The 24865-nt window shown below is 43.6% G+C and carries 21 protein-coding genes; 5 read left to right on the top strand and 16 right to left on the bottom strand.

The window, feature by feature from the left end; translation table 11 throughout:
• Positions 1-131 precede the first annotated feature (131 nt).
• From IGK61_RS05445 to IGK61_RS05435, 3 genes are all read left to right on the top strand, one after another.
• Positions 132-848 carry a hypothetical protein gene (locus IGK61_RS05445; RefSeq protein ID WP_015509323.1) on the top strand — a complete coding sequence of 239 codons (717 nt, stop codon included), beginning with the start codon at positions 132-134 and terminating at the stop codon, positions 846-848.
• Positions 849-1021: 173 nt separating this feature from the next.
• A complete protein-coding gene (locus IGK61_RS05440) occupies positions 1022-1882 on the top strand; it encodes a metallophosphoesterase (RefSeq protein ID WP_015509322.1) in 861 nt (286 codons plus the stop codon).
• 134 nt (positions 1883-2016) lie between these two features.
• Positions 2017-2190, top strand: a complete 174-nt coding sequence (locus IGK61_RS05435) for a hypothetical protein (protein ID WP_010747796.1) — start codon at positions 2017-2019, stop codon at positions 2188-2190.
• Between the two features lie 28 nt (positions 2191-2218).
• Here the strand turns inward: IGK61_RS05435 and IGK61_RS05430 are convergent, their stop codons facing one another.
• Positions 2219-3976 carry a metal ABC transporter permease subunit gene (locus tag IGK61_RS05430; RefSeq protein ID WP_005225531.1) on the bottom strand — a complete coding sequence of 586 codons (1758 nt, stop codon included), beginning with the start codon at positions 3974-3976 and terminating at the stop codon, positions 2219-2221.
• A 1-nt stretch (position 3977) separates the two neighbouring features.
• Positions 3978-4700 carry a metal ABC transporter ATP-binding protein gene (locus IGK61_RS05425; RefSeq protein ID WP_010747795.1) on the bottom strand — a complete coding sequence of 241 codons (723 nt, stop codon included), beginning with the start codon at positions 4698-4700 and terminating at the stop codon, positions 3978-3980.
• Positions 4701-5272: 572 nt separating this feature from the next.
• Here IGK61_RS05425 and IGK61_RS05420 point away from each other — a divergent pair.
• Positions 5273-6787, top strand: coding sequence for a flavocytochrome c (locus tag IGK61_RS05420; protein WP_074535024.1), 1515 nt, complete (start codon positions 5273-5275; stop codon positions 6785-6787).
• A gap of 91 nt (positions 6788-6878) precedes the next feature.
• Here IGK61_RS05420 and IGK61_RS05415 read toward each other — a convergent pair whose 3' ends face one another.
• From IGK61_RS05415 to IGK61_RS05400, 4 genes are all read right to left on the bottom strand, one after another.
• The gene (locus IGK61_RS05415) at positions 6879-8936 is read right to left on the bottom strand and encodes a beta-galactosidase (protein ID WP_074535023.1); all 2058 of its coding nucleotides are present in this window, start codon (positions 8934-8936) and stop codon (positions 6879-6881) included.
• Positions 8937-8945: 9 nt separating this feature from the next.
• Positions 8946-9800: a sugar ABC transporter permease gene (locus tag IGK61_RS05410; RefSeq protein WP_438844759.1), complete on the bottom strand. Its 855-nt coding sequence runs from the start codon at positions 9798-9800 to the stop codon at positions 8946-8948.
• Position 9801: 1 nt separating this feature from the next.
• Entirely contained in the window at positions 9802-11037 is a 1236-nt protein-coding gene (locus IGK61_RS05405) for a carbohydrate ABC transporter permease (protein WP_016613570.1), read from the bottom strand.
• Positions 11038-11176: 139 nt separating this feature from the next.
• Positions 11177-12448 (bottom strand): extracellular solute-binding protein, encoded by a 1272-nt coding sequence (locus tag IGK61_RS05400; RefSeq protein ID WP_081343845.1) that lies wholly within the window; start codon positions 12446-12448, stop codon positions 11177-11179.
• Positions 12449-12703: 255 nt separating this feature from the next.
• On the opposite strand from IGK61_RS05400, the gene IGK61_RS05395 reads away from it, so the two are divergent.
• Complete coding sequence (locus tag IGK61_RS05395; protein WP_016621569.1) at positions 12704-13702, top strand: LacI family DNA-binding transcriptional regulator; 999 nt, start codon at positions 12704-12706, stop codon at positions 13700-13702.
• Between the two features lie 82 nt (positions 13703-13784).
• On the opposite strand, the gene IGK61_RS05390 is transcribed toward IGK61_RS05395, so the two are convergent.
• The 10 genes from IGK61_RS05390 to IGK61_RS05345 all read right to left on the bottom strand — a co-directional run bounded on the left by IGK61_RS05390 (position 13785) and on the right by IGK61_RS05345 (position 24647).
• Entirely contained in the window at positions 13785-14306 is a 522-nt protein-coding gene (locus tag IGK61_RS05390) for a GNAT family N-acetyltransferase (protein ID WP_074535022.1), read from the bottom strand.
• 17 nt (positions 14307-14323) lie between these two features.
• On the bottom strand, positions 14324-15085 hold the full coding sequence (locus IGK61_RS05385; protein WP_074535021.1) for a YibE/F family protein: 762 nt from the start codon (positions 15083-15085) through the stop codon (positions 14324-14326).
• A complete protein-coding gene (locus tag IGK61_RS05380; protein ID WP_074535020.1) occupies positions 15082-16113 on the bottom strand; it encodes a YibE/F family protein in 1032 nt (343 codons plus the stop codon). Before IGK61_RS05380 ends, IGK61_RS05385 begins: the two co-directional genes overlap by 4 nt.
• Before the next feature lie 168 nt (positions 16114-16281).
• The gene (locus tag IGK61_RS05375; protein ID WP_074535019.1) at positions 16282-17241 is read right to left on the bottom strand and encodes a D-2-hydroxyacid dehydrogenase; all 960 of its coding nucleotides are present in this window, start codon (positions 17239-17241) and stop codon (positions 16282-16284) included.
• Positions 17238-18569: an APC family permease gene (locus IGK61_RS05370; protein ID WP_010747783.1), complete on the bottom strand. Its 1332-nt coding sequence runs from the start codon at positions 18567-18569 to the stop codon at positions 17238-17240. The genes IGK61_RS05375 and IGK61_RS05370 overlap by 4 nt, the downstream gene beginning before the upstream one ends.
• Before the next feature lie 123 nt (positions 18570-18692).
• Positions 18693-19913 carry an MFS transporter gene (locus tag IGK61_RS05365; RefSeq protein ID WP_074535018.1) on the bottom strand — a complete coding sequence of 407 codons (1221 nt, stop codon included), beginning with the start codon at positions 19911-19913 and terminating at the stop codon, positions 18693-18695.
• Between the two features lie 188 nt (positions 19914-20101).
• Positions 20102-20701, bottom strand: a complete 600-nt coding sequence (locus IGK61_RS05360) for a YczE/YyaS/YitT family protein (protein WP_005225521.1) — start codon at positions 20699-20701, stop codon at positions 20102-20104.
• A 107-nt stretch (positions 20702-20808) separates the two neighbouring features.
• Complete coding sequence (locus IGK61_RS05355) at positions 20809-22293, bottom strand: response regulator transcription factor (RefSeq protein ID WP_005225520.1); 1485 nt, start codon at positions 22291-22293, stop codon at positions 20809-20811.
• Positions 22286-24034, bottom strand: a complete 1749-nt coding sequence (locus IGK61_RS05350; RefSeq protein ID WP_074535017.1) for a sensor histidine kinase — start codon at positions 24032-24034, stop codon at positions 22286-22288. The genes IGK61_RS05355 and IGK61_RS05350 overlap by 8 nt, the downstream gene beginning before the upstream one ends.
• Positions 24027-24647 carry a DUF624 domain-containing protein gene (locus tag IGK61_RS05345; RefSeq protein ID WP_074535016.1) on the bottom strand — a complete coding sequence of 207 codons (621 nt, stop codon included), beginning with the start codon at positions 24645-24647 and terminating at the stop codon, positions 24027-24029. Before IGK61_RS05345 ends, IGK61_RS05350 begins: the two co-directional genes overlap by 8 nt.
• Positions 24648-24865: the final 218 nt, after the last annotated feature.

Raw genomic sequence — 24865 nt, 5'->3', positions numbered from 1 at the left:
CGAATCCTCTTCGCTTTTTTCATCAGTTTAAGAAAACTTTCAGCAAGCAAAAAAAATCCGCCCAAAGTTGGAGGACGCCGAAGTTGATTTTCTCTATACTGAGGGTAACGAAATCGTATGGAGGTGGAAATATGGAACGATCAAAAATTGATCCCGGCCGCTTTTTTTCTGGCCAAAAAGCAGCCACGAAAGGCACGTTAAAACATCAATATCATTACTATCGGCAGCAAAATGCCCATCAAGCATTCAACAGCGATTTTCAGAGAAATTTCCAGCATGATTTCCCGAATTTTGCTACCTGGCTAAAATTGCAGCAACAGACACCACAAAAGAATCAAACAGCGACTTTTTCTCACTGGTTATTGGTTGGTTTCTTCGGACTTTTGACAGCAGCAAGTTTTTCGCAACAGCTCTTATTCCTACTTTTTGTCTTTGTCTTAGCCGCTCTCGTCAAAGGACCTGGCATGATCGTATGGGGCATCGTATATTCCTTCTTAGTTAGTCTGTTCCCGCCATTGGGTATCGTTCTTTCTGGCTTATTTTTCTTACTGACCCTGCGTCAATTAACCAAAAACGTCACTTTCGTTTTGACTGCATTGTACTTTTACGGCTATCCCTTTGTCATCACTGCCCTCCAACATTTTACGAATTGGGACCCGCAATGGCTGTGGGTCGGCAGTATCGGTTTTGCCTTGATCAGTGGCCATTTTGTCTTAAAGCAAAACTATCCCTTTGCTTCAAGTAAAAGTCTCGCATGGGCGATCATCTCCGTCCCTTATGATTGTGTCATGGCTTTGATCCCCGTCAAACACAAAGCACGCTTTAAACGTTTGGTGAAAATCAAATAATTACGATCTAGGATACAAAAGTCGGCTATTGCCGCCCCTTTTGTATCTTTTTTTCATGGAAGAAACAAACGAAATACGATGGATATTTTTTGTTATTTTTGCTTTCGCATGATTGCTTTTTTTGTAAGAATCTACTATGCTAGAAACTAGCAAATCAAAAAAGGAGCCACGCCATGTACACCCTCATTCTTATTGCATTCCTCCTTACGGGCTTGCTAGTTTACTCCTTTATTATTGAACCGCATCTTCTCAAACAACGGCACTACCTCATAAAAAAAGACAAGCGCACCGTCTTAGATATTTCAAAGGCTTACGATCTTTATCAAGCAGAAAGCAATCTCGTGATCGCCCATATCAGCGACCTTCATTTTTCTCGTTGGTACAAACCACGGCGAATGAATCGCATCATTCGATCAACGATCCAAAACAAGCCGGATCTGATCATCATTACGGGGGATCTGATCGATAATTATAAAAAATGGCCGCATCGTTCAACCAAGCGACTGATCGAAAAGCTGAAAAAATTGCAAGCGCCTCTGGGTAAGATCGCAGTTATGGGGAACCATGACCATTTGAATGACGGGCATTACTTTGTTAAGGAAATATACCAGCATGCAGGGTTTACCTTACTTGATAATGAGTCGGTTTTTGGTTCTGATGACAAGACGTCGATGAATATTGTCGGTATCGATATAGAAAGTCCGAAAGTCAGTTTTACCTATGAAGCAACCTTAGCAGAGTGGCAGCTGCTTTTGCTCCATGAACCCGATTATGTTTCTCGGATCACCAATCTGCCAAACTACGACTTGATTCTTTCTGGCCATAGCCATGGCGGGCAGATTCGCTTGCCTTTTTATTACGCGAAAACAAAGGGCGCGTTGAAATATACCGATGGGCTCTACCTTTTAGGCAATGAGACCTTATTAAGTGTTTCCAGCGGGGTTGGTATGACCAAGATTCCCGCCCGACTCGGTGTCCCACCTGAGATCCTTTATTACCATTTAGAACCGCAACAGCAATTGAACGTTTCTTAACTGTTCATCGGTGCAATTGGGAAAAAATCAGCGACTCGTTTCAGCAAACGTTCGATTCGCTGATTTTCTTTTTGCGCCTACCGTGTTAAAATATACTAAATAAACACTTTTTAACAATTAGGAGGAACCAAAAAATGCTCATCTCGGGAACGCTTTGGTTTTTGATCGCCTTCTTCGCTTATACAGCCTATGTATACGGTCAGGGGTTGTACTTTCCTGTCATCGCTTTTCTTGCTGCTTTGATGGGCTGCGGATTTTATCTCTTTGCTTTTCTCCAGCACAAAAATACGACGAAAAAACATCCTTAGCCAGAACGAGCTAAGGATGTTTTTTGCATTATTGATTCAAGCCTTGATAAATCGTATCGAGATTCCATTTCATCATGTTATAGTAGCTGTCGCCTTCTTCTCCCGGCTCTGCAATCGAATCGGTAAAGACGGTTCCGAATATCGGAATACCTGCATCACGAGAAACACTTTGCATCGGACGAGTATTGACGCTGCTTTCGACAAATAAGGAAGCGACGGCTGAATTTTGCAGCTGATCCACTAAGTTCTTGATTTGCGCAGGGGTTCCTTCTTCTTCGGTATTGATTTCCCAGATATAGGCAGACGGTACACCGTAGGCTTTGGAGAAGTATTTGAAGGCTCCCTCACTGGTGACGATCAATTTCTTCTCTTCGGGAATCGATTGGAAGTTTTCCTTCGCTTGCTGATCCAGTTCTTCTAATGAAGCCAAGTAGCGTTCAAGGTTTTCTTCATAGAAAGAGCGATTGTCAGGATCCTTTTCGCTCAAGCGTTGAGCAATGTTGCGGGCATAGATCATACCGTTTTCTAGATTTAACCATGCATGAGGATCGGCTTTGCTGTGGTCTTCATCATCAGAAAGATAAAGCACATCCACGCCATCACTGACGGCAAAATAATCTTCATTTTCTACCTTATTGGCATTGTTCATCAATTTGGTAAACCAGCCATTGCCGCCAGTTTCTAGATTCAAGCCGTTGTAAAGGATAAGATCGGCATCGGTCGCTTTTCGAACATCTTCCACTAAAGGTTCATATTCATGGGGATCACGCCCCACTGGTACGATACTGTGAAGATCGATTCGATCACCGGCAATGTTTTCCGTAATATCAGCAATGATCGAATTGGTCGCTACTACTGAAAGTTTCCCTTCTGTTTGGGCCATCTGTCCGTTTTGCTGTGCCAAAAAGAAGCCACCAGCTACAGCTGCCGTTGCTAAAACCGCCGTCGCTGACCAGCGTTTGACTGGACTGGTCTTTTGTTTTGGTGAGAACAAGAAACCGATCACGAAAAAGGCTCCTGCGGTCAAAACGATACTTGATCCTGCGGCAATATTAAAGCTGTACCCGATAAACAAGCCGATAAATGAGGCGAAACCACCTAAAACCCCTGCGATGACCATCATATGCTTCAATTGTTTTGTATAAAGATAAGCCGTTGCTGCTGGAGTGACTAACAGAGCCACGATCAAGATCGTTCCGACGCTTTGCATCGCTGTCACTGAAACCAAAGTCAACAAGAACATCAATAAATAGTGATAGGCTTGCACTTTCATCCCAAAGGCCTTTGCCATCATCGGATCAAAAGACGTGATCAACAGTGGACGGAAGAAGAGGATGATCACTGCCAGCACAAGGATAGCGATAGCGATCGTCAGCCATTTGTCGCTGTCTTGCACCGCTAGCACATTCCCAAACAAAATGTGAAACAAATCAGTCGAACTATTTGCTACTCCAATCAAGATAACCCCTAAAGCTAGAAACGAACTAAAGGTGATACCGATCGCCGTATCGCTTTTGATCAGGCTGTTATTGGCGATATAGGTAATGATCATGGAAGCCAAGATCCCAAAGAAGATCGCCCCGACAAAAAAATGAACGCCGAAGATATAAGACAAGGCTACCCCTGGTAAGACCGCATGAGAGATTGCATCCCCCATCAAGGACATCCCTCGTAAGATAATAAAACAACCGATCACCCCTGCCACGATCCCGATCGCGACTGCCGTGATCAAGGCATTTTGCAAGAAATGATAGTTACTTAAACTCGTAAAAAAGCTTGTCAACATGTTAAACGCCTCCTTTCACGATAATCGCATCGCCAAATGTTTGCTTCAAATTGCTCTCGGTAAAGACTTCACTGACTGGTCCCGCAGCGATCAGGGTTTGATTGAGCAGAACCAAGTAATCAAAGTATTCGGTGATTTTCCCCAGATCATGGTGAACGATAAAAATCGTCTTGCCAGCATCTCGCAAGTTACGCAACAGGCCGACGATGATCGCTTCACTGGTGGCATCGATCCCTACAAAGGGCTCATCGAGGAAAATATAGTTGGCATCTTGCACCAACGTTCGAGCAATCAAGACCCGCTGAAACTGCCCGCCGGACAATTCCCCAATCTGACGTTCCGCAAAGGATTCCATTTCTACCGCTGCCAGAGCGGCTGTCACTTTCTGCCAATCGTTTGCCGACATCCTTTGGAACATGCCCATCTTAGGATACAAGCCTAAAGATACGACTTCTTTGACTGTGATCGGAAACGTGTAATCAACCGCGGTCTTTTGTTCGACATAGGCAATTTCCTTTTGAAAGTCTTTTAACGCTTTTTTGTCGACACTCATGTTCCCACTGGAAGGGATCAATTTCAACGCCGCTTTGATCAGCGTCGACTTCCCTGCCCCATTTGGACCAATGATCCCTACGATCGACGGTTTTTCTACTTGAAACGACAAATCCGAGATCACTTGATGATCGCCATCATAGGCTGCGGATATTTCTGAAAAAGTAATCATTATTTTCACTCCATTTCCATAGTTAAGGATAGTTTATTTATTTTTTAGGTAGACCTAACTTATTTTTATTATACAAGAAAGGATTGGTTTTGCAAGACAGTTCTCTTGATTTTTTTAAGAAACACCGCAGTTTCTTGGCAATGACTCTTGAAAACTAAGATTCTATCTTTATTTATTGAGTAAAAGTTGGTGCCCACAAACACGGATGCCATCAATTTCTTTCTATCCTTTGAGCGCAAAGCATTGGATTTATTCTTAATAAAAGAGATCATTCCTCGGCACCTCAGTGACGTACGTTTTTCAATAACAGAAGAGAGGCGAATCAAAGCCTCTTCGCTTTCTCCCTTTATGATTAATACCAAACAAATCAAAGAATCAACAATTCTTCTATTTCCATAAATTCACGAACTCACTCTCTTTTATGATGACCAAGAAACCCTTTCATCTCGACTAAAACGCTTTATAAATTAAACTTTTCTAATTATTATGTGATTTTTCGAACAAAAGCTAAAAATAACATGACAACTATGTTAGTCTTTGATTTGGAAAAAGTTTTAGGAGGAATAAAAACAATGAAGAAAATTTTCCAAACACTATTAGTCCTAACCTCGTTAGCAACTTTGAGTGCTTGTGGCGCTGATTCACAAACAAGCAGCAGCACAAGTACTGGTTCATCTGCTAATGAAGAAACAGATGCAACTTCAGCTGCATCTGGTCAAGAATACACAGACCCTAGCGAACTTGCAGACAGCTACGATGTCGTGATTGTCGGTGCGGGTGGCGCTGGAATGGCCGCTGCGATCCAAGCAAAGGAAGCTGGCGCAAACCCAGTTATTTTAGAAAAAATGCCAATTTCTGGTGGGAATACATTGAAATCTTCTGCAGGAATGAACGCTTCAGAAACCAAATTCCAAGAAGCAGAAGGCATTGAAGATTCAAACGATCTATTCTATGAAGAAACATTAGCTGGCGGTCACAACACCAATGATGAAGAATTGTTGCGCTACTTTGTGGATCATTCAGCAGAAGCGATCGATTGGTTAGATTCCATGGGTATCACTTTAGACAACTTAACAACGACTGGCGGGATGAGTGAAAAAAGAACGCACCGTCCATCTGATGGTTCCGCGGTTGGGGAATACTTAGTTGATGGCTTGATGCGCAACATCCATGAATTGGAAATCCCAATTTTTGTAAATGCCGATGTCAAAGAAATCAATGAAGAAGATGGTCAAGTCAACGGGGTGACCGTTGAAGTAGAAGGAAACGAACAAACCGTTGATGCCAAAGCAGTTGTCGTTACAACAGGCGGTTTCGGTGCCAATTTCGACATGATCACCGAGTACAAACCAGAATTGGCAGACTACGTGACAACGAACCAAGAGGGTTCGACTGGTGATGGAATCAAAATGATCGAAGCGTTAGGCGGACAAACGGTTGATTTAGAGCAAATCCAAATCCACCCAACAGTGGATCAGTCTAAATCACTGTTGATCACTGAAGCTGTCCGTGGAGAAGGCGCGATCTTGGTCAATCAAGAAGGCGAACGGTTCTTCAATGAAATGGAAACACGAGACAAAGTCTCTGAAGCGATTATTGCCCTACCTGAAAAATCGGCAACGTTAGTTTTTGATGCAGGTGTCAAAGAACGCGTAACAGCCATTGATTTTTACGAGCAACAAGGGTTAGTCAAATCCGCTGACACGATTGAAGAATTGGCAAAAGAATTGGACATGCCAGAAGCAGCGCTTGCTGAAACGATCGCTACCTGGAACAGCAGTGTAGCTGCTGGTGAAGACGAAGCCTTTGGACGCAGCACAGCAATGGACAACGATTTGTCAACAGGACCTTACTATGCCATTGCCATCGCTCCTGGTATCCACCACACGATGGGCGGCGTGAAGATCAACACCAACACAGAAGTGATCGCTACGGATAACGAGATCATTCCAGGTCTTTTTGCAGCCGGTGAAGTAACTGGTGGGTTGCATGGTGAAAACCGAATTGGCGGTAATGCCGTTGCCGATATCATCATCTTCGGACGCCAAGCAGGAACAAAAGCTGCCGAATTTGCGCAAGAAAATTAAAACACTCTCTATAAAAAAGAAGTACTTACGCTTTTCATCAGCGTTAGTACTTCTTTTTTCTCATATAATTGACACAATAGTTTTATTGATCTTATGCTGTCACTTTGATGATCTGCACCTCATAAGGCGCCAACTGAAGAAGTTGGTTTGTCGTTTTTCCTGTAAGCAAGTCGATTCCTGAAGTTGCTACCTCTACTTCTTGATTTTCTTCGGAAAAATTCATCACAAAATAATAGGTAGTCGGAGCGAGCTGCTCTTGCTGACTTTCTCTACTTTGAATCGACACGTTCGTTGAACCTTGGCTGACCCACTCATTTTGTAAGCGAAGCTGTTGTGTTACTTCTTGATAGAAGTCTTCCAAAAAGGCTTGATCCGTCCGTCCCCCGAGATAGTAGGCACTTCCTTCACCATAATCATTTACGGTCACTGCAGCTTGACCTTGATAAAAATCTGCACCGTACACCCCTAACGTTTGGGCGGTGTTTGTTTGGACAATACTACAATAATCATGAATTTGGTACTGCTGCTCCTTCATTAAAAGCAGATTTTTTTGTTTCGGATATAACGTATCGATTTCTTTCACAGACACACCAAACAGTTCTTCTAACTCTTGGGGCCAGCCCCCTAAATAGGTCAAGTCCGTTTCATTCACGATCCCCGTCAAATAAGTGGAAACCAGTGTCCCGCCATTTTTCGTATACTGTTGAAATTTTTTCATAGTTTCTTTTGGTAAGAGGTAAAGCATCGGAGCGATGATCAATTGGTAAGCATCAAAGTCATGGTCTTTCGTGATGACATCAACCGCGATGTCATGATCCCAAAAATAGCGATAATGCTCTTGCAACGTTTGTGGGTAGCGTTTGCTCTCCAAACCAAAACCTTGCGCATCATTGAGCGCCCAATTGTTATCCCAATCATAGATGATCGCCACTTTGGCTTTTTTGTGCAATCCTTTGATTTCTTTGATTTCTTCTAAGGCTTTCCCCACTTCTGCTACATCTTGAAAAACACGATTTTGCTCGTCGTTGTCATGGTCCACGACGGCCCCATGGAACTTCTCAGACGAGCCTCGAGATTTCCGCCATTGGAAATAAAGATTACTGTCTGAACCGTGAGCAATAAATTGCATAGAAGACAAAAGATGCATCCCGGGACGTTTCGTGCGATTGACTGGATGCCAATTCACACCACTAGGGGTTGATTCCATGATCAAAAATGGTTGCTTTTTCAAGCTACGATATTGATCATTGATAAACCCAACCTTACTTGCCAAATCAGCTGTCGTTCCCCAATCATTATGCCAAGCAGGATAACAGTCCCAACTAATGACATCCACATGCTGGGCAAATTTTCCATAATCAAGACTATAAAAGGGAATCAAATCACGGGTATCTGCCATGAAATTCGTTGTGATCGGCACATCTGGAGACAAACGACGAATGTCTTTGATCTCATGTTCATAGAAATCAATAGTCTGATCGGTTACAAAACGATGCCAGTCTAGATTTAGTCCATGAACTTGCATTTCGCCGATCGGTGAAGGAGATTCGATTTGCGACCAATCGGTGATGGTATGGCTCCAGAACGGTCCCCACCAGGCCTCATTCAAGGCTGCTAGCGTTTGGTACTTCTGCTTGACCCACTGACGAAAGTTTTCTTGGCAAATAGGACAATGACAATCTCCAGAATACTCATTGGAAATATGCCACATCAATAGTGCTGGGTGATCGTGGTAGCGTTCAGCTAATTTCCGATTGATGATCGCCACTTTCTCACGATAGATTGGCGAAGAAAAGCAGTGATTGTGTCGCCCACCGTGTAACATTTTTTCCCGTTTTTCATTGGTCCGGAGAACTTCAGGGTATGCTTTAGACAACCAGGCAGGACGCGCGCCGCTTGGCGTCGCTAAAATGACGTTACTGTTTCGTTCGGCAAGCTCATCCATGATTTTGTCTAACCATTCAAATTGAAACACCCCTTCTGCTGGCTCTAAGGCACTCCAAGCAAAAATACCAAGGGAAAATGTATTAGCATGAGCTTTTTCCATTAGTTCTAAATCTTTGGCTAAGATCTCGGGATAATTTAGCCACTGGTCAGGATTATAATCCCCACCATGTAAAAAGCGTTCTTCTAAGTTATATCTTGTCATCTTCTCTTCCTATCCTTTTGTGCCGCCAGCGGTCAAACCGGAGACAAAATGTTTTTGTAATGCAATAAAGACGAGCGCGATCGGAATACTGATCAAAATGGCCCCTGCCGCAAAAGTCGTATAGCTGGCACCCATTTTATCCGTGACTAATTTGTATAACCCGATGGGTAATGTATAGTACTCAGGATTACGTAAAATCACTGAAGACAGGGCAAAGTCTCCCAGTGGTCCGGTGAAACCATTCATGGCAACCACTGCCAGCATTGGTCGAGATAATGGAATCAAAATTTGCCAGAATATTCGCGTATTGCTTGCGCCATCTATCTTGGCACTCTCGTCTAAATCTAACGGGATCGAGTCAAAATATCCTTTCAATAAGTACGTGTTCATGGGAATCTGACCCCCAACGTAAATCAAGATCAGCAACCAATGACTATTGATCAAGCCGAGCATTTGCGCCAGTACAAAAATTGCGATCAAGGCAGAGAACTGCGGGATCATTTGTAGTAGTAAGAACAGCATCAATCCATTTTTACGGCCTGTAAAACGAAACCGTGAAAAGGAATAAGCCGTCATGGAGACAAAGATCAGTGACAGGAACATAGCGCATACACTGATTTTCAATGAATTCAAATACCATTGACTATAATATAGCGAGTTGTCGCCAGCAAACAATTTCGTGTAGTGACTTAATGTCGGACTCGTCGGAATCAGACTCGTACTTATTAAACTGTTCCCAGGATTAAAACTAGCACCGATCGTCCATAGTAAAGGGTAGACGATCACCACTACCGTAAAAATCAGTACGAGATATGTCAAGGATAGGCGGACAAATTTTTGTTTTTTCATACTTGCTGCCTTCATGTTATCCAACCTCCTTGAATGAATTTGTTCGACGGAATTGCCATAAAGCAATCGCGATTACGACGATCGATAAGAGAATCGTCAATGCTGCTGCTAGTGCATATTGACTATTTTGCATCGTGAGCTTATAGATCCATGAAACCAAAATATCGGTACCACCAGCGGTCGAACCAGGAACTGCCGGCCCACCAGAATTAAACAGATAAATGATATTGAAATTGTTGAAGTTAAACGTATATTGCGTAATCAAAATTGGTGCCATTGCATAAAGCAGTAATGGCAATGTGATTCGTCGGAATTTTTGCATAGCTGAAGCACCATCGATGGTCGCCGCCTCATACAAATCATCAGGAATGGATTGCAGCGTCCCTGTAGTCACGATAAAAATATACGGAAAGCCTAGCCAGCCTTGAATCAGTAACAAAGCTAAACGGGTCCAATTCGCACTCGTTAGCCAAGGAATCGGTGAAATCTGGAAGAAATTCAAAATCGTATTATTGATCGCACCAAAGGAATCATTGAACATTCCTGAAAATACCAAGATCGTAACAAATCCCGGAACTGCCCATGGGAGGATCAAAATCGTTCGAAAGAACTTTTTGAATCGTAGTTCTTTTTGATGCACCAGCACCGCTAAAAATATTCCGATAGAAACTTGTAACGTTGAGGCGATCAAGGTCCAGATAACTGTCCAGCCTAGAACATTGAAGAAGGTACTACGCCAAATATCGACAGTAAAAATCTTCTTAAAGGTCTCTAATCCCACCCAATCTGCTAAATTGGCAGGTGCAGAATGATACAGATCATAGTTCGTAAAAGCTAACGCGATACTAAAGAGAATCGGAAAAATAACAGAAAACACGAGTAAGAAAAATGCTGGGCTACTCATTAAATAAGGATAGCCTTCTCTTAATAGTGCCTGGTAGCTTTCACGGATAGAGTTGACTGGTAGCTCATTGTCTCTTAATTCGCCGTTTTTATAGGCATCACGGATGTTTAAATAATAGAACAACAGACCAAAACCGATGACGATCAAGGCAACTAATCCTTCTGCTAATAAAAAGATGGAATTGTCTCTCGGCACTTCCACGCCTAATGTCACGATGCCCCAAAGTCCCATATTAAATAAATCTTTAAAGACGACAAGATACATAGCAAAAAAGAAGAAAAATAAAGCGCCTTTGATTTTTTGCCGATTATAAAATTGACCGAATCCTGGTATTATCGAGAATAGCATTGCTCGTTTTGCATACGACTGCGTGTTTTTCACATTTTCGCCCCCTGTAAGAAAAAGCCGCTGACAAACGTTTCGTTCGGCATTACTTGATTCCTAGTGCTGAATCACCATCCGAAACGTTTGTCCTCGTAACGACTTTTTAGTTTTGAATTGCTGCAATGGCTGATTTGATCTGATCGACTGCCTGTGGTAGAGCTGTTTTCGGTTCAGCCTTTCCAGTAGCAATGGTTTGCAATGCGGCATCCATTGGTTCCCATACTGAATTCATTTCAGTGATCCCTGGTGTTAGTTCTGCGTGTTGGGACTGAGCGGCGATGGCTGCAGCACTTTCACTTTCTTGAACTGATGGATCATCTGCCAAAGAAGCAACCGCTGGTACTTCTTGTGTTTTTTCATAACGGACTTTTGAATTCTCCTCATTGCTGATAAATTTCACGAACGCTTCAGCTAATTCAGGGTTTTGGGAATAGCTACTTACGTTGTAGCTTTTGACACCGATAAAGGAGCCCATATGTTCACCATTCCCTAATAATGGCAATTCTTTCACACCATAGTCGATGCCCGCTTCTTTATAAGGAGACAAGTTCCATGGTCCCGAGACGACAGCTGCAGCTTTTCCTTCCGTAAATAAAGAGTCCAACACATTGATTCCTTGTTCACCGACCAATCCGGATGGAAAAACACCTGCATCATAAAACTGTTGGATATAGTCCGCTCCTTCGATCGCACCTTCATTAGCTAATCCAATATCTTCAGGGTCATAGGATCCATCGGCATTCTCGCCAAAAACATAACCGCCATAACCGCTCAATACACCTTGTGCGTAATAAATTTGATCCCATAATGCCAGTAACCCATAACTGTCAGCACCTAAGACAGACTTGGAATACTCCAGCCACTCATCCGTTGTCTGTGGCAAGTCTTCTTCGGAAATTAGTTCTTTGTTATAATACAAAATTTGTGTTTCAACCGCTTTTGGTAAGCCGTAAACTTTGCCGTCAACGATTTGCGATTGCATTGCTGATTCTGTATACAGATCTTGTAGCGTTTGATCGACTGTTAATTCTTTCAACAACCCTTCGGTAACGGCTGTACCGATTTGATCGCCAGGAATCGTGATGACATCCGCACCTGTACCAGCGGGGCCATCCAATCGTAAATCTTCGATCTGTCCACCATAGGCTTTTTCGACCACTTTGATCGTCACATCGTGTTCTTCTTCAAATTGTTTGACTGCCTCTTCAATCCCAGTTGATTTTGCTTGGTCTTCCCAGACCAATAGATCATAGTCCTTACCGCTGCCACTATTTGCTGCAGTACTATCTGTCCCTTCGCTTTGTGGACCGCAAGCACCTAATCCTAAAGCTGCTACACTTAAAAAAAGAACTCGAGACATTTTTTTCATCATCATTTCTCCACCTTTTCTTTATTTTGCAAACGCTATCTTCTCGTTTATAATAAATTATTTTACTTAATATGTAAATAGTTTTACTAAATTAATTTCTTCAATGGAGTAAATAAACGGATAAAATCAAGGTTTATCACACAAATATTTTTTTCGAAATACCTCTATGTTACAAACTTCCACTATTCAGTAAATATATTTAGTAAATTCATTTACTTAGTAAAGTTGTTAGCGTATACTAGAAGAAAGAGGTGAAGAAGATTGGTTACAATAAAAAAAATTGCCGAGCAATCAGGCTTTTCACAAGCGACTGTTTCCCGATTATTGAAAGGCGACGAATCGTTGTCGATCGCAGCCGATACGCGTCAAAAAATTATTCATACCGCTTTATCACTAGGTTATGATCGCTCAAAAATAAAAACAACACTAGAAAAAATCGCCGTCCTTTTCTGGCTGACAGAACAAGAAGAGCTTCAAGATGTCTATTTTCGACAATTGCGAATCTCTTTAGAAAAATATGCGAAAATCAACAATTTGGAAATTCAACTGATCACCCATGAAGATGATGTTTTAGAAACATTGCAAGAGGTCGCGGGGTTTATTGGGATTGGCTCTTTCACTGAGAAAGAAACGCAGCAGTTCAAATCCGTTTGCCCCTATGGTGTCCTTTTGGAAATCAACCCCTGTCCAGAGCTGTTCGATACGGTCAAACCCGATACTGATCGAATGACGCAACTGGCGATCGATCTGTTTTTAACAAAAGGATACCGAAAGATCGGCTTTATTGGTGGCGCTTATCTAAATCCTGATACTCAACGTGCAGAAATGGATAGTCGCGAGATCATCTTCCGTCAAACGCTGGCTCGTCGAGATGCGTTCGATGAGGCGTTCTTATTTAGTGGTGGCAATTTTTCCGTTGAAACCGGCTATCGTTTGGCGAAAAAAATGGTGGAATCCCTTGGTGACAATTTGCCAGAGGCGCTCTTTGTGGCTTCTGACACCGTCGCAGTTGGTGTGCTCCAAGCGTTAAATGAACGATCTATCATCATTCCTGATCGCTTGGAATTAATCAGTATCAATGACAATGAGATCGCAAAATTTGTGGCTCCCCCACTAACAACGTTTAACATCGATGTGGAGGAAATCGCCAAAACCGCGATCGATTTGCTGGTGGATCAGATCGTTCATCCTCGAGCGATCACCAAAACAGTCCTTTTAGGGGCTGAACTCATCGAGCGAAAAAGCTTTACGCAAGCTTAAAAAACGCCCCTAGAAAGTTAGAAAAAGCTAACTTCCTAGGGGCATTTCATTGTCTAAATCGAAAAAAGCATTCTTTCGTTTTTCACATCTCTTTCGCCACAGCATACACAAGATGCGGCATGTCCACTTGTCGATAGTGTTTAACAAAGCGATCCACCAGCTTCATTCCATTGCGCAATGCCACATTTATGGAGGCTTGATTGGTCTCACGAATGATCGAATAAACAATGGCGGCATTCAGCGTTGCAAACGCATAGTCTTTACAGGCCTGGGCGGCTTCTGTGGCAAACCCATGATGCCAGAAGTTCTTTTGAAACAAGTACCCAATTTCTAAAACGGCTTCTCCCTTGACGTCTTGCCATGTCAACCCGCATTGACCGATCGCTTGCCCGGATGCTTTCTCAATCACTAGCCACAAGCCAATGTGATCGTTTTGATAGTGTTGCAGCTGTTTGTCGATCCAACCAGTGACTTCTTGCTCACTGAAGGGTCCTTCATAGGCAATCATAACTTCTGGATCTTGCAAAATCTTTTCAATCGCTGGTCGATCGTCATGACTCATTTCTCGCAGCACTAATCGCTTAGTTTCAATTAGTGGTTCCATGGTGGTTGCGCTCCTTCCTATTCCATTCGGTTTCTTTTCAAAAAATACCAACTTGCTGCCCATGCGGTGATGGGTAAAATAATCACCGCTGCCAGACCCGTGATCAAACAAACGACCAATTCTGAGACGAACGCCTTCGAATTGATCATTTCACCAAAGGAGATCGACAAATCTTGAAACCACGCAATCAACGCCAGATTACTTCCCATAAAGGCAAACAATAAGGTATTGATCGTCGAGGACAATACGTCTGATACTACTGTCATACTACTTTTACTTAATGCCTTGATCGAGACTTGCGGGTTTGCTTGAAAAAGTTCATAGGTCGCAGTGCTGATTGCCATACTCCCATCTGCCACCGCCCCCGAAAAACTCATCAAAATGATCGCAGTCATCAATGTCTTAAAATCGATGGCTACATCAAAGGAATACATCGCCAACTCATCCAGTTCCTCTGCCGAAAACCCATGCAGATTCATTGCAGCGAGCACAAGCGGAAATAATAGTAGAAAAAGCCCTAGAAAGACCAACACACAGACAAAGGCAATTTTGGTTTTCTGATTGACGCCATTCACGAAAAACAAGGTGATCGCCGCCACGGCTAAAAAGGCAACACAAGCCGCTGGTATGATCGGTGCCCCTCGGTCAATCAGGACCAGAAGCGCTAGAAAGACAGCCACATTCATAAACAGACCAGTGACTTGAAACAGCCCTTCGATCCGAAAAACAGCGAAAGTCAGCAAGAGAAAAAGCAAGATCAACACAAACAAAACAGTCATTTTGCTTTCCTCCTATGCACTTCAAAACATAGAAGCGTCAACGGTACCGATAAAACCAACGCAAAGCCGCCGCATACTGTACGCACTATTTCTAAAGAAAGATGCATCGGCAATGCTTGCGAAAGCAGCCAGCCATTGGCTAGGTAAAACAATAGCGCTGGCATACTCCCACTTAAATAGGCAAACAACAAGACATTGATCATCGAAGAAGTCGTATCTTGCGCGATGGACCGACCGATCGCTAATCGTTCCTTGCGGCTCGTCTGGGGATTGATGCGTTGGATCTCATCTAAACTGGCAATCAGCATGACGATATTGTCCATGCTGGCACCAATCGCGCCAATCAGCAGACTCCCTAGATAGACACTGCGATACGGACGGGTCAGAAACGACATTTCTTCATAGCGCAACCCATGATCTTGCAAAAGATCCATGGCGAACCGACAGAGAAAAAACGCCAAGAGAACGCTGGCTAAGGAGGCAATGATTTTGCGGCTGTCGATCGTACGAAAGCCATAGGAAATCCCCATCGTCAAAACCAACGAGACGATCGTAAAAACGATCATCAAAAAGACCAATGAAAAGGAGCTGTTGCCTTTGTGAAACCAAAGAAAAAGGAGCAGCAAGCCAGTATTCACAAAGATACTAAGCAAAGCCCGTAAGCCCTTTTTGCCACCAATTGCGACTACTGCCATCAGGAATAAGGCAAGGAAGAAAAAGAGATACCCATCCCGTTTTTGTGCTTGTACCTGCCAGCCATCCCCTTCTTTTTGCAAAAGCAGCTGTTGTCCGTTCTGATACAACGGATGAATCGCACCGTTGGGGGTGTATTGCGTAGTGACTGTCCGCAGTGCCCCAGCTTCTTCTCCGTTGCGAAGGATCCCTTGAATCTGCTGCTGGTCGGCGGTGACTTGAACCGTTTGTACTTCTATGATCGGCTGTGTATAAAAGCGACTGCTTTGGGTTTGGATCAGCCAGCTCAAGACCAGCAAGCTAACAAAGGCCGCTAGATAATAATACTTTTTCAAGACCGTCTCCTTTCTTTTTCAGCAAAAAAAGACTTAGACAAACCACCAGTCCTACGACCAATCACCTTGTGAGGCTGGCTGACTGGTCGAAATGGTTACTGTGTTGGCGATACTAACTGCTTTGCTAGTCGCCTGCTTTGTCAAAGTCCTTTTAATTGCTCGTTTTGCTTACACGACATTTTGCGCTGTACCTGCTTTAAAGCCGCTTAAGTTCGCCACAGCGATCCCCATCAAACGACGTCGGGTTTCGACTGGCGCCCAAGCGATATGCGGCGTCAAATAGCAATTTGGTGCTTGCAACAAGGGATTGTCCGCTGCAATCGGTTCTTTCGAGACGACATCTGCCGCCAAGGCTGCGATCTGCCCGGTTTTCAGCGCTTCAGCAACTGCCGCTTCATCGATCAAGCCGCCACGGGCGGTATTGATCAGGATCGCAGAAGATTTCATTTGTGCCAATGCGGTGCGATCGATCATTTTTTCTGTCTCAGGAAACTGCGGAACATGAAGGCTGATGATATCTGCTTCTTGATACAATTCCGCCAGCGAAACTTGTTTTGCCCAATCCGCTTGTGCTGGTTTTGGTCGATGATTAAAGTAGATCACCTTCAACTGAAACGCATGAGCGATCGTGGCAACGGCTTGAGCAATCGCACCATATCCAATCAGCCCAATCGTTTTGCCTGCCAATTCCATCAATGGTGTCTGCCAATAAGAAAAATCTTTGCTGATTTGCCAGTCGCCCTGATGCACGGAACGATTATGGTGTCCCACTTGATTCGTCACTTCCAGCAGCAAAGCAAAGGTCGCTTGTGCCACTGCATTGGTACTGTAGCTAGGAATATTGGTCACGGTGATTCCCTGTTCCTTCGCTGCTGCCAAATCAACGACATTGTATCCAGTTGCCAAGACCCCAATGTAGGTCAATTGCGGACATGCTTTGAGCACATCTGCGGTGATCGGCGTTTTATTTGTCAAAATTGCTTCGGCATCGCCGATTCGCTCAATAATTTCTTGTTTATCTGTATACGAGGTACGATCATACACCGTCACCTCTCCTAATTCTTCAAACCCTTGCCAAGACAAATCTCCTGGATTCAACGCATAGCCATCAAGTACAACGATCTTCATTCTTTCGCTCCTCTCGCTTTTCCTTTTGCTTTTCCATAAAAAACGGGAATTCCTAGTAGCGTCACGCCAATTCCCACGACTGCTAACCACGTATCAGTGATCAAGGTCATAATCAAGATAAAACAGCCACCTAAGATCGCAATCAAGGGAATGATTGGATAGAAGGGAACTTTATACGGACGCTTCATCTGCGGTTCTGTTTTTCGCAAACGAAAAACTCCTACAAATAATAATACACTAAAGAACCACATAACAAAAACCAGCATATCGGTCAAGAGATCAAAGGTGCCTAAAAGCATCATGATACACGCGATCCCTAATTGTAAAAAAGCCGCCGCATAGGGTGCATTGGTGGTTTTACTTAAAGTGGCAAAGGTCTTGCTGAAAGGAATCTCATCTTCCAACGCCATGGCATATGGGACCCGCAAGCCAGTCATTGTATAGCCGTTCAATGCGCCATACACAGAGATCAGGATACCGATCGTGACCAGTTTTCCGCCAAAGCTGCCAAACAAGGCCATCGCAGTTTCTGAAGCACTGTTCAAATTACCAGCGATTTGATCGATCGGCAATGTTTTTAAAAAGGCAACATTGATCAACACATACACCAAGGTAACAAAACTCAACCCAAAGATGATGGCTTTTGGTAAATCTTTTTCGGGTCGCTTCATTTCCCCAGCGACATTACCGACTCCCATCCAGCCGTCATAAGCAAAAAGGGTTGCTAAGAGGGCACTACTGATGCCAGCTGCAAGCGATCCTTGAGTATTGGAAGAAAAATCCACCAATGAGACCGATACTTGCCCTGGTGTCAACAGGCCCGCCACGATGATCACCGCAATCGGAATCAGCTTGACTGCTAACGTGACGGACTGGACTTGAGCAGCGGCTTTTGTTCCCAAAAGATTGATCAAGGTCACACTCGTTCCGGTCAAAATCGATAAAGGAAGCAAATAATTGCTGGGTAGATGAAATAAGTTCAAACACTGGGTCGCAAAAATAATACTTAAAGCCGCCACGTTTGCTGGAAAGTAAATGATACTTTGTGCCCAGCCTAATAAAAAGGAGGGTAATTTCCCATAAATTCTTTCAATATATCGAATGGGTCCGCCAGTCTCAGGAATCGCCGTCGCTAACTCCGCCACCGTCAAACCGCCGCAAATCGTTAGAAAGCCGGCAAGCAGCCAGACCAACAAGGTCAAACCGGTGGATTGGGTCTGCTGGACCACAGCCGCTGCTTTGAAAAACACGCCGGCGCCGATCACCGTTCCCATTACTGTCGATAATGCCCCAAAAAAACTGATTTCTTTTTTCAATTGACTTTTCACAACATCACTTCCTTTTTAAATGAATAAGTCAAAGTATAGCGGATAGAAACTATCTTGACTAGAGGAATTTCAGAAAACAAAAAGCAAATACCATGAAAAGACGGCATTTGCTCCAAAATTTTTTTATTCTTTTGTGGATTCTTGAAAAACCAGCAACGGAAGCTGTCGTTTTTTGTGCATTTGTTGAACCAAATAAATTCCTGCCAGCAAGATGATCGGGAAAACGATCGCCCCTAGAATCCCAACCTGCAACTGTTGTCCCGTCCATTCGACGATACTGCCGACGACAGCGGGTCCGATTGAACACCCTAAATCTCCTGCTAATGCCAAATAAGCAAATAGCGCCGTTCCGCCGTTGCGAATGTATTGCGCAGAAAGACTAAAGACCCCTGGCCACATGATCCCTACGGCAAAACCGCTTAAGCCGCAGCCAAGGAACCCGATCAATGGCAATGAAGCAAAGCCGATCATCATATACGCCAGTAGGCAAAGCAAAACACTCAAAAACATAAAGCGTTTCAAATCGATGCGTTCCCCAAACTTGCCGTAAAGCAAGCGGGAGATCCCCATCATCAAGGCAAAAACCATTGGCCCTGCTAAATCGCCTAGCGTCTTACTAACGCCTAAGCCCTGTTCGGCAAAGGTCGATGCCCATTGGCTGACTGCTTGTTCGCTGGCTCCAGCACAGACCATCATCACCAGAAACAGCCAAAAGCTTTTCAAGGAAAAGAGCTGCCGAGTGGTCAACCCTCGTTCTCCTTCGGCAACGATTGGCGCCAACGGGACTTTGGTAAAGAAAAACAAATTGACCAACGGGATCAGTGCCCAGATGATCGCCAAAATCGGCCACTGTTGAATACCGAACACCATGAAGAACGCCGTTGAGAACAAAACGACCCCCACGTACCCCCAGCAATAAAACGAGTGCAGCATGCTCATCGTTTTTTCCTTATGTTCCGTTGGACAGGCTTCAACGATGGGACTGACTAAGACTTCCAGCAAGCCACCGCCAATGGCATACAACAAAACCGCTGCTAACAATCCGCTAAACGGGGTCGAAAACCATAAGGGAAAAACGGCTAGACCAATCAAGCCGATCGCTGCAAAAAAGTGCGCGGCTACGATCGACACTCGATAGCCGATGCGGTCTACAAAAAAGATTGCTGCAAAATCGACGGCTAACTGGGTCAAAAAGTTAAAACTAACCAGCAAAGTAATCTGGCTGATCGGTAGCTGGTATTGGCTTTGAAAGGTCAAAAATAATAAGGGGGCAAAATTATTGATGACAGCTTGAACGATGTACCCTACAAAGCAAGCCGCAATCGTCGAACGATAACTTTTCATTTTCACTTCTCCTTTACTCGTCTTATCAGTATACCAAGTCCAATAAGACAGTAACCATGGAGAAAACACTTTTTTTACCCAGAGAATCTTAAGGAAATCAGGATTTTTCTTCCTTCAGATAATTCCCTTAAATGGAAGCAGCAAAAAAGCTGTCCTCACAGACAGCTTTTTCCGACTTATTCTCAAGGCTAGGCGTTTTTCTTCCGAGCAGCGATGGTTTTCATGGTCGCTTCAAAGATTGGGCCAATAAAGACGATACACAAGAGAGTACCTAACCCAACACTGGCGCCTAGCGCAAAACCGATCAAGACCATGGCTGCATCCAAGCCGATACGGATCGTTTTTTGCGTCAATTTGCTTCGTTTGTAGATCAAGGCAGTCAAGGCTTCTAACGCCGCTGATCCCTTGTTGGAAGAAACGTAGATACCAGCGCCGATCCCAAATAAGATCGGTGCTGCGAAAATAGCGATCCAAGGATAAAAAGGCAAATGAATCGATACTTTGTCCATCACTGGTTCAAAGATCCCAATCAACAGGCCTAAGCCAATCCCATTGATAAAACTGCCAATGCCTAATTCGGCACGATCAAAGACTGCAACGATCAACAAAACAATAATATTAAAACACAAACTGGCAATCCAAAAAGGGACATCGACGAAATTCAAAATTCCTAGTAAAAACGTACTGATCGTATCATAACCTTGATGGGCGGTGATCAATAAGGAAATGGCCAACGCAATCAGCCCGGTACCTATCAAAACTTGTGCAAATTTTTTGGTTTCTTTCACAACATCACGCTCTCTTCTTTATTTTTCCTCTCTTAGTTTACCGTGAAAGCGTCACAATTACTATCATTTAATCACAAAAACCAGATTTTTTTTGAAGAAATCTAAATTCAATCAAGGGATTCATAATGCTGTTCATAGGTATCGCGAAACTCTTTGGGGGTCAGACCATTCAATTTCTTAAACATTTTGGAAAAATAGTTGGTATTGTTGTAACCAATACGATCGCCTATCTCACTGATCGTGGCTTTCGAATGAAGCAGCAGCTGCTGGGCTTGCTTGATCCGCACCAGATTGACGTACTGATTAAAACTCATTTCCGTTTCTTTCTTAAATAGCTGGCCTAAATAAACGACGCTGACATGCAGTTCTTCTGCCGCTGATTTGACCGTCAAATCATGGGTATAGCCTTCTTCGATCAGTTGGATCGTCTTTTGAACGATCTCCGAATAGCGTTTTTGCGGTGGCTGCGATTTCGCCAGCTCCAGCACATCATCAAAGAGCTGCCGCAAATCTGCCAGTGTATTAGACTCCCGAATCCGTGCCAAAATCTGTTCATGGTTTTCATGGGAAAGTACTGGTAGCTGCCGATAAATATCGTTGAACAACAAGAACGAAACATAGCGAACATGCTCAGGGTCTGCTTGGGTTTGTTCCAAAATAGCGAACATTTTATCCAGCTCATGTTGGATCGTTTTGACATCCCCAATGGTCAGTGCTTTGTTAAAAGACAGAAACGGGAGTTCTTCGTTTCGCTCTAAAATATCCACGTGGATCGTCTGTTCTTGTAAGAACAGATCTGGGTAGAAGGCTTGCAGTGACTGAACCTGCTTGATTTTTTCATAGGCTTTATACAAATTCTCCCACTCGTTGATGGTCTCGCTCATAATCAACTGCCAGTCAGTACTATTGAGCTGCTGTGCCAGTGCTTTTAGATCAGCGTTGATTTGCTGCCTTGGTCCAGCAGCAGTAATGATCACTTGGTTTTCATCTAATCGCCCTGGTAAGATCAATGGCTGATCGTGTTGCTGAAAAAACGTCGTGATTTTTTGTAAGATCTCAGCAGTCCCATTGAACTGCAAAACGGTAAAGGGTGCTGCTAGTGGCACCCGCTGTTGCGCCAGCAAATGGAGGTACTCGCTTTCGTTCAATTCATCATTCAACCAAAGCAGCAGGCTTGATTCTTGATACAGTTCTTTTTCTGCCAACAGTTTTTGCTGCTCCTCTAACTCAGCTGCAATTGCTTGTACACTGCTGCGTAGTTCTTCTTTGTTAACAGGTTTGACGAGATAATTACGCACACCTAACGCCATGCCTTGTTTGACAAAGGCAAACTCCTGATAGCCTGATAGAATGATCGAGAAAAATCGATTCCCAAACGCTTGTGCTTGGCGGATCATATCGATGCCATTCATTTCTGGCATCCGAATATCCGTGATCAGCAAATCAACGGAATGCTCTTGCAAGTACTCGAGGGCTTCACTAGCACTTTTCGCTGTATGCACCACTTCAAAGCCCAGTTCTTGCCAAGGCAAGATCATTTGCAGCCCCTGCAAGATCATGTATTCATCATCAACGAACATTGCTTTATACATCTGTCTCATGCCCCCTTTGCAAACGTTTCTCATCTAAGCGGATCTTGACCGTAAACCCAGCACCTGCCTGAGACGTAACGTCCATTTGATAGGCGCTGTTGAACATGCCCCGCAACCGTTCGTGAACATTTTTGATCCCGATCGAGGTTTGGGCTCCGATCTCCTGATTTTGCAGTTCTTCTTGGATCATCGCCAACTGCTGTGCATCTGCGCCTTTGCCGTTGTCTTTGACCTCAATCACGATCTGATCGACTTCTTTATAAGCCTTGATACTGATGGCATTATCATTGCGCTGATAATCGATGCCGTGAACAAAATAGTTTTCGACAAGCGGCTGCAGCGTGAACTTCGGCAATTCCAACTGTTCTAATGCCGAATCGATGGTTACATGATAGGCGATCTTATCTGGGTAGCGCATCTGAAACAAGTAGACATATTTTTCACAAAAATCGATTTCTTCTTTTAAGGTCTTCGTCTTTTCTTGCGTCGTATTGTTCCGTAGCAGTGCCGAAAAGGCATAGACGACATCCGCCAGCTCTTCTTGGTTGCGACTCAAGGCATACATTCGAATGTATTCTAACGTGTTATACAGAAAATGCGGATTGATCTGTGCTTGCAGCGCCCGCATATCGGCGTCTCGCTGCTTGATCTCTAACGTGTAGATGTCTTTGATATACTCGTTGATACTGTAAGTCATTTGATTGATGGCTTCTGCGATTTCTTTCAGCTCTTGTTGGACATTGGCGGTATCGATCCGCTTATCAAAATTTCCTTGACTGACTTCTTTCGTCGCATAGACGATCTGCTGTACTTGCGAGGTATAGCGCTTGAAGGTCCGATGGAGCACCCATAGGACCAATAAGAGAATCCCAATCCCAAAGCTAAAAATCCAAATGGCGCTGGAAAAAATATCCCGCCAGATCACGCCTTTTGACAACAAGATCAGTGACAACTCTCCGCTGACGGTCGTTTGTTTTTTGATATAAAAGTCTTTCGACAGAGTGTCGTGAATCGTTCCATGAGCCACCGCCTGATCAATTTTCGCTAAGGTCTGCTTGCTAAGGTTCGCGGCATCCTTGTATAGCCGCTGACCATTGGAGGTATACAAAAAACTGTTAATACCATGCGCTTGGTTGTCTTCTTGTCGATTGGCTAAGACATCGTCTGAGTGAAAAATCACGTAGACTTGCCCTAACGGTTGCGCATAATTACTTGGTTGGGCGATCGAACGAACAAAAAACAGACGATTTTTCAAATCGATCTGCTTGCCGCTGCGTTTTTCTCCATAAGGGGTATCTGGGGTTGCCACTAGTGTCTCATTGCTTTCATCTAGTTGAATAATGATCTCTTCGATACTAGGATGATTACGGATCAAGCGATAGAGGATGTTTGGCAAATACACACTTTGTCCCGTCTGGCGAAAAATATCATTACTATAGGAAAAATAGTCTGGCAATGAAAGCTGTAAATAATTGCGCAGCGATTCAAAAGCAGTATCCGAACTAGTAAATTCGCCTAATACCGTTGAAACGACCGCGTTTTGATCCTGCACGTATGCATCCAGCTGCATACTGGTAGCTTCCACGAGGCGTTCGCTGCTATTGAAGCGGTCTGCCCCAGTATATGCCGTCAGAACCAGCATGATAATAATCGAGATGATCACCAAAAGGACGCTATACAACTGCATCAACTGATTGATCAAAAAGTCATGTTTAAACAAACGAAAGCGCTGCTTAGTCATGTGCCAAGTCCCGATCAATGACGGTTTTTTCCTGACTGATCGCCACGTGGCACCACAAAATCAATAGACTGAAGGTTCCAAAGAGCAAGAGCCCTTTCATCATCCAAGTAAAAGCGAAAATACTGGCAATCCCCACTAACAATTTTAGAAAGGTCGCCATATGAAGAAACAGACACACGAAGGACAATTTCAGGTTATTCCACAAGGAAATCTCATAGGATGTGTCAAAAACCACACTTAGTAAGTACAATAAGATACTCAATCCGCTGACGACAACTAAAACAAAAGAGATCATCAGCCAAATCAAGCCTTGGATCTGGGTAGCTAAATACAAGTTATACACTAAGAAACCTGTCAATAGGAAGAAAAGATAAAACTGTTTATTGGCTTTGACAAAGACGCTGCGCCAAATGCGCCATGCGCTGCGAAAGCTTTGATGCTCATAATTTAAACCGTCTTCGTGGATCAAGGTACTAATGGTATGAAACGCTGGACCGATCCCTAAGATTCCGCCACCTGCCAATGTCAATACAACGAAAAACAAATTCAACTTCACGATCGCCCAAATCAAGCGAAAGCCCTTGACCAACCCACTATTTGCTGTTTCTTCCATTTAAAATTCCTCCCTTATTTGTTCCCTATCGAAAATGTAGCATGATTTTAGCTTCCTACTCAAGCTACCTGAGAATCTTTTAATGCTATGTACGTTTTAGATGCTCCATGCTTGCTGCTTGAAGGTTAAAAAACAAAAGTAACGTTATTTTTCCATCAAAAAATTTCGCTATTTACTTTAAAGAAAAAGCAGCCAGAAGCTAGACGTGGGAACCATTG

This window comes from Enterococcus sp. AZ063 (genome assembly GCF_051715045.1).
In the GTDB taxonomy this organism is placed as follows: Bacteria; Bacillota; Bacilli; order Lactobacillales; family Enterococcaceae; genus Enterococcus_D; species Enterococcus_D casseliflavus.
Note: the sequence above shows the minus strand (reverse complement) of the source record. Positions and strands in the feature narration are given on the sequence as shown.

Bases quoted from the DNA above. Each gene is read 5' to 3' on its own strand.
- IGK61_RS05385 (WP_074535021.1), bottom strand. From the start codon at position 15,085: ATGACTGTTTTGTTTGTGTTGATCTTGCTTTTTCTCTTGCTGACTTTC.
- IGK61_RS05445 (WP_015509323.1), top strand. From the start codon at position 132: ATGGAACGATCAAAAATTGATCCCGGCCGCTTTTTTTCTGGCCAAAAA.
- IGK61_RS05435 (WP_010747796.1), top strand. From the start codon at position 2,017: ATGCTCATCTCGGGAACGCTTTGGTTTTTGATCGCCTTCTTCGCTTAT.
- IGK61_RS05345 (WP_074535016.1), bottom strand. From the start codon at position 24,647: ATGGAAGAAACAGCAAATAGTGGGTTGGTCAAGGGCTTTCGCTTGATT.
- IGK61_RS05405 (WP_016613570.1), bottom strand. From the start codon at position 11,037: ATGCTATTCTCGATAATACCAGGATTCGGTCAATTTTATAATCGGCAA.
- IGK61_RS05400 (WP_081343845.1), bottom strand. From the start codon at position 12,448: ATGATGATGAAAAAAATGTCTCGAGTTCTTTTTTTAAGTGTAGCAGCT.
- IGK61_RS05350 (WP_074535017.1), bottom strand. From the start codon at position 24,034: ATGACTAAGCAGCGCTTTCGTTTGTTTAAACATGACTTTTTGATCAAT.
- IGK61_RS05415 (WP_074535023.1), bottom strand. From the start codon at position 8,936: ATGACAAGATATAACTTAGAAGAACGCTTTTTACATGGTGGGGATTAT.
- IGK61_RS05420 (WP_074535024.1), top strand. From the start codon at position 5,273: ATGAAGAAAATTTTCCAAACACTATTAGTCCTAACCTCGTTAGCAACT.
- IGK61_RS05355 (WP_005225520.1), bottom strand. From the start codon at position 22,293: ATGTATAAAGCAATGTTCGTTGATGATGAATACATGATCTTGCAGGGG.
- IGK61_RS05365 (WP_074535018.1), bottom strand. From the start codon at position 19,913: ATGAAAAGTTATCGTTCGACGATTGCGGCTTGCTTTGTAGGGTACATC.
- IGK61_RS05425 (WP_010747795.1), bottom strand. From the start codon at position 4,700: ATGATTACTTTTTCAGAAATATCCGCAGCCTATGATGGCGATCATCAA.
- IGK61_RS05410 (WP_438844759.1), bottom strand. From the start codon at position 9,800: ATGAAGGCAGCAAGTATGAAAAAACAAAAATTTGTCCGCCTATCCTTG.
- IGK61_RS05390 (WP_074535022.1), bottom strand. From the start codon at position 14,306: ATGGAACCACTAATTGAAACTAAGCGATTAGTGCTGCGAGAAATGAGT.
- IGK61_RS05440 (WP_015509322.1), top strand. From the start codon at position 1,022: ATGTACACCCTCATTCTTATTGCATTCCTCCTTACGGGCTTGCTAGTT.
- IGK61_RS05375 (WP_074535019.1), bottom strand. From the start codon at position 17,241: ATGAAGATCGTTGTACTTGATGGCTATGCGTTGAATCCAGGAGATTTG.
- IGK61_RS05430 (WP_005225531.1), bottom strand. From the start codon at position 3,976: ATGTTGACAAGCTTTTTTACGAGTTTAAGTAACTATCATTTCTTGCAA.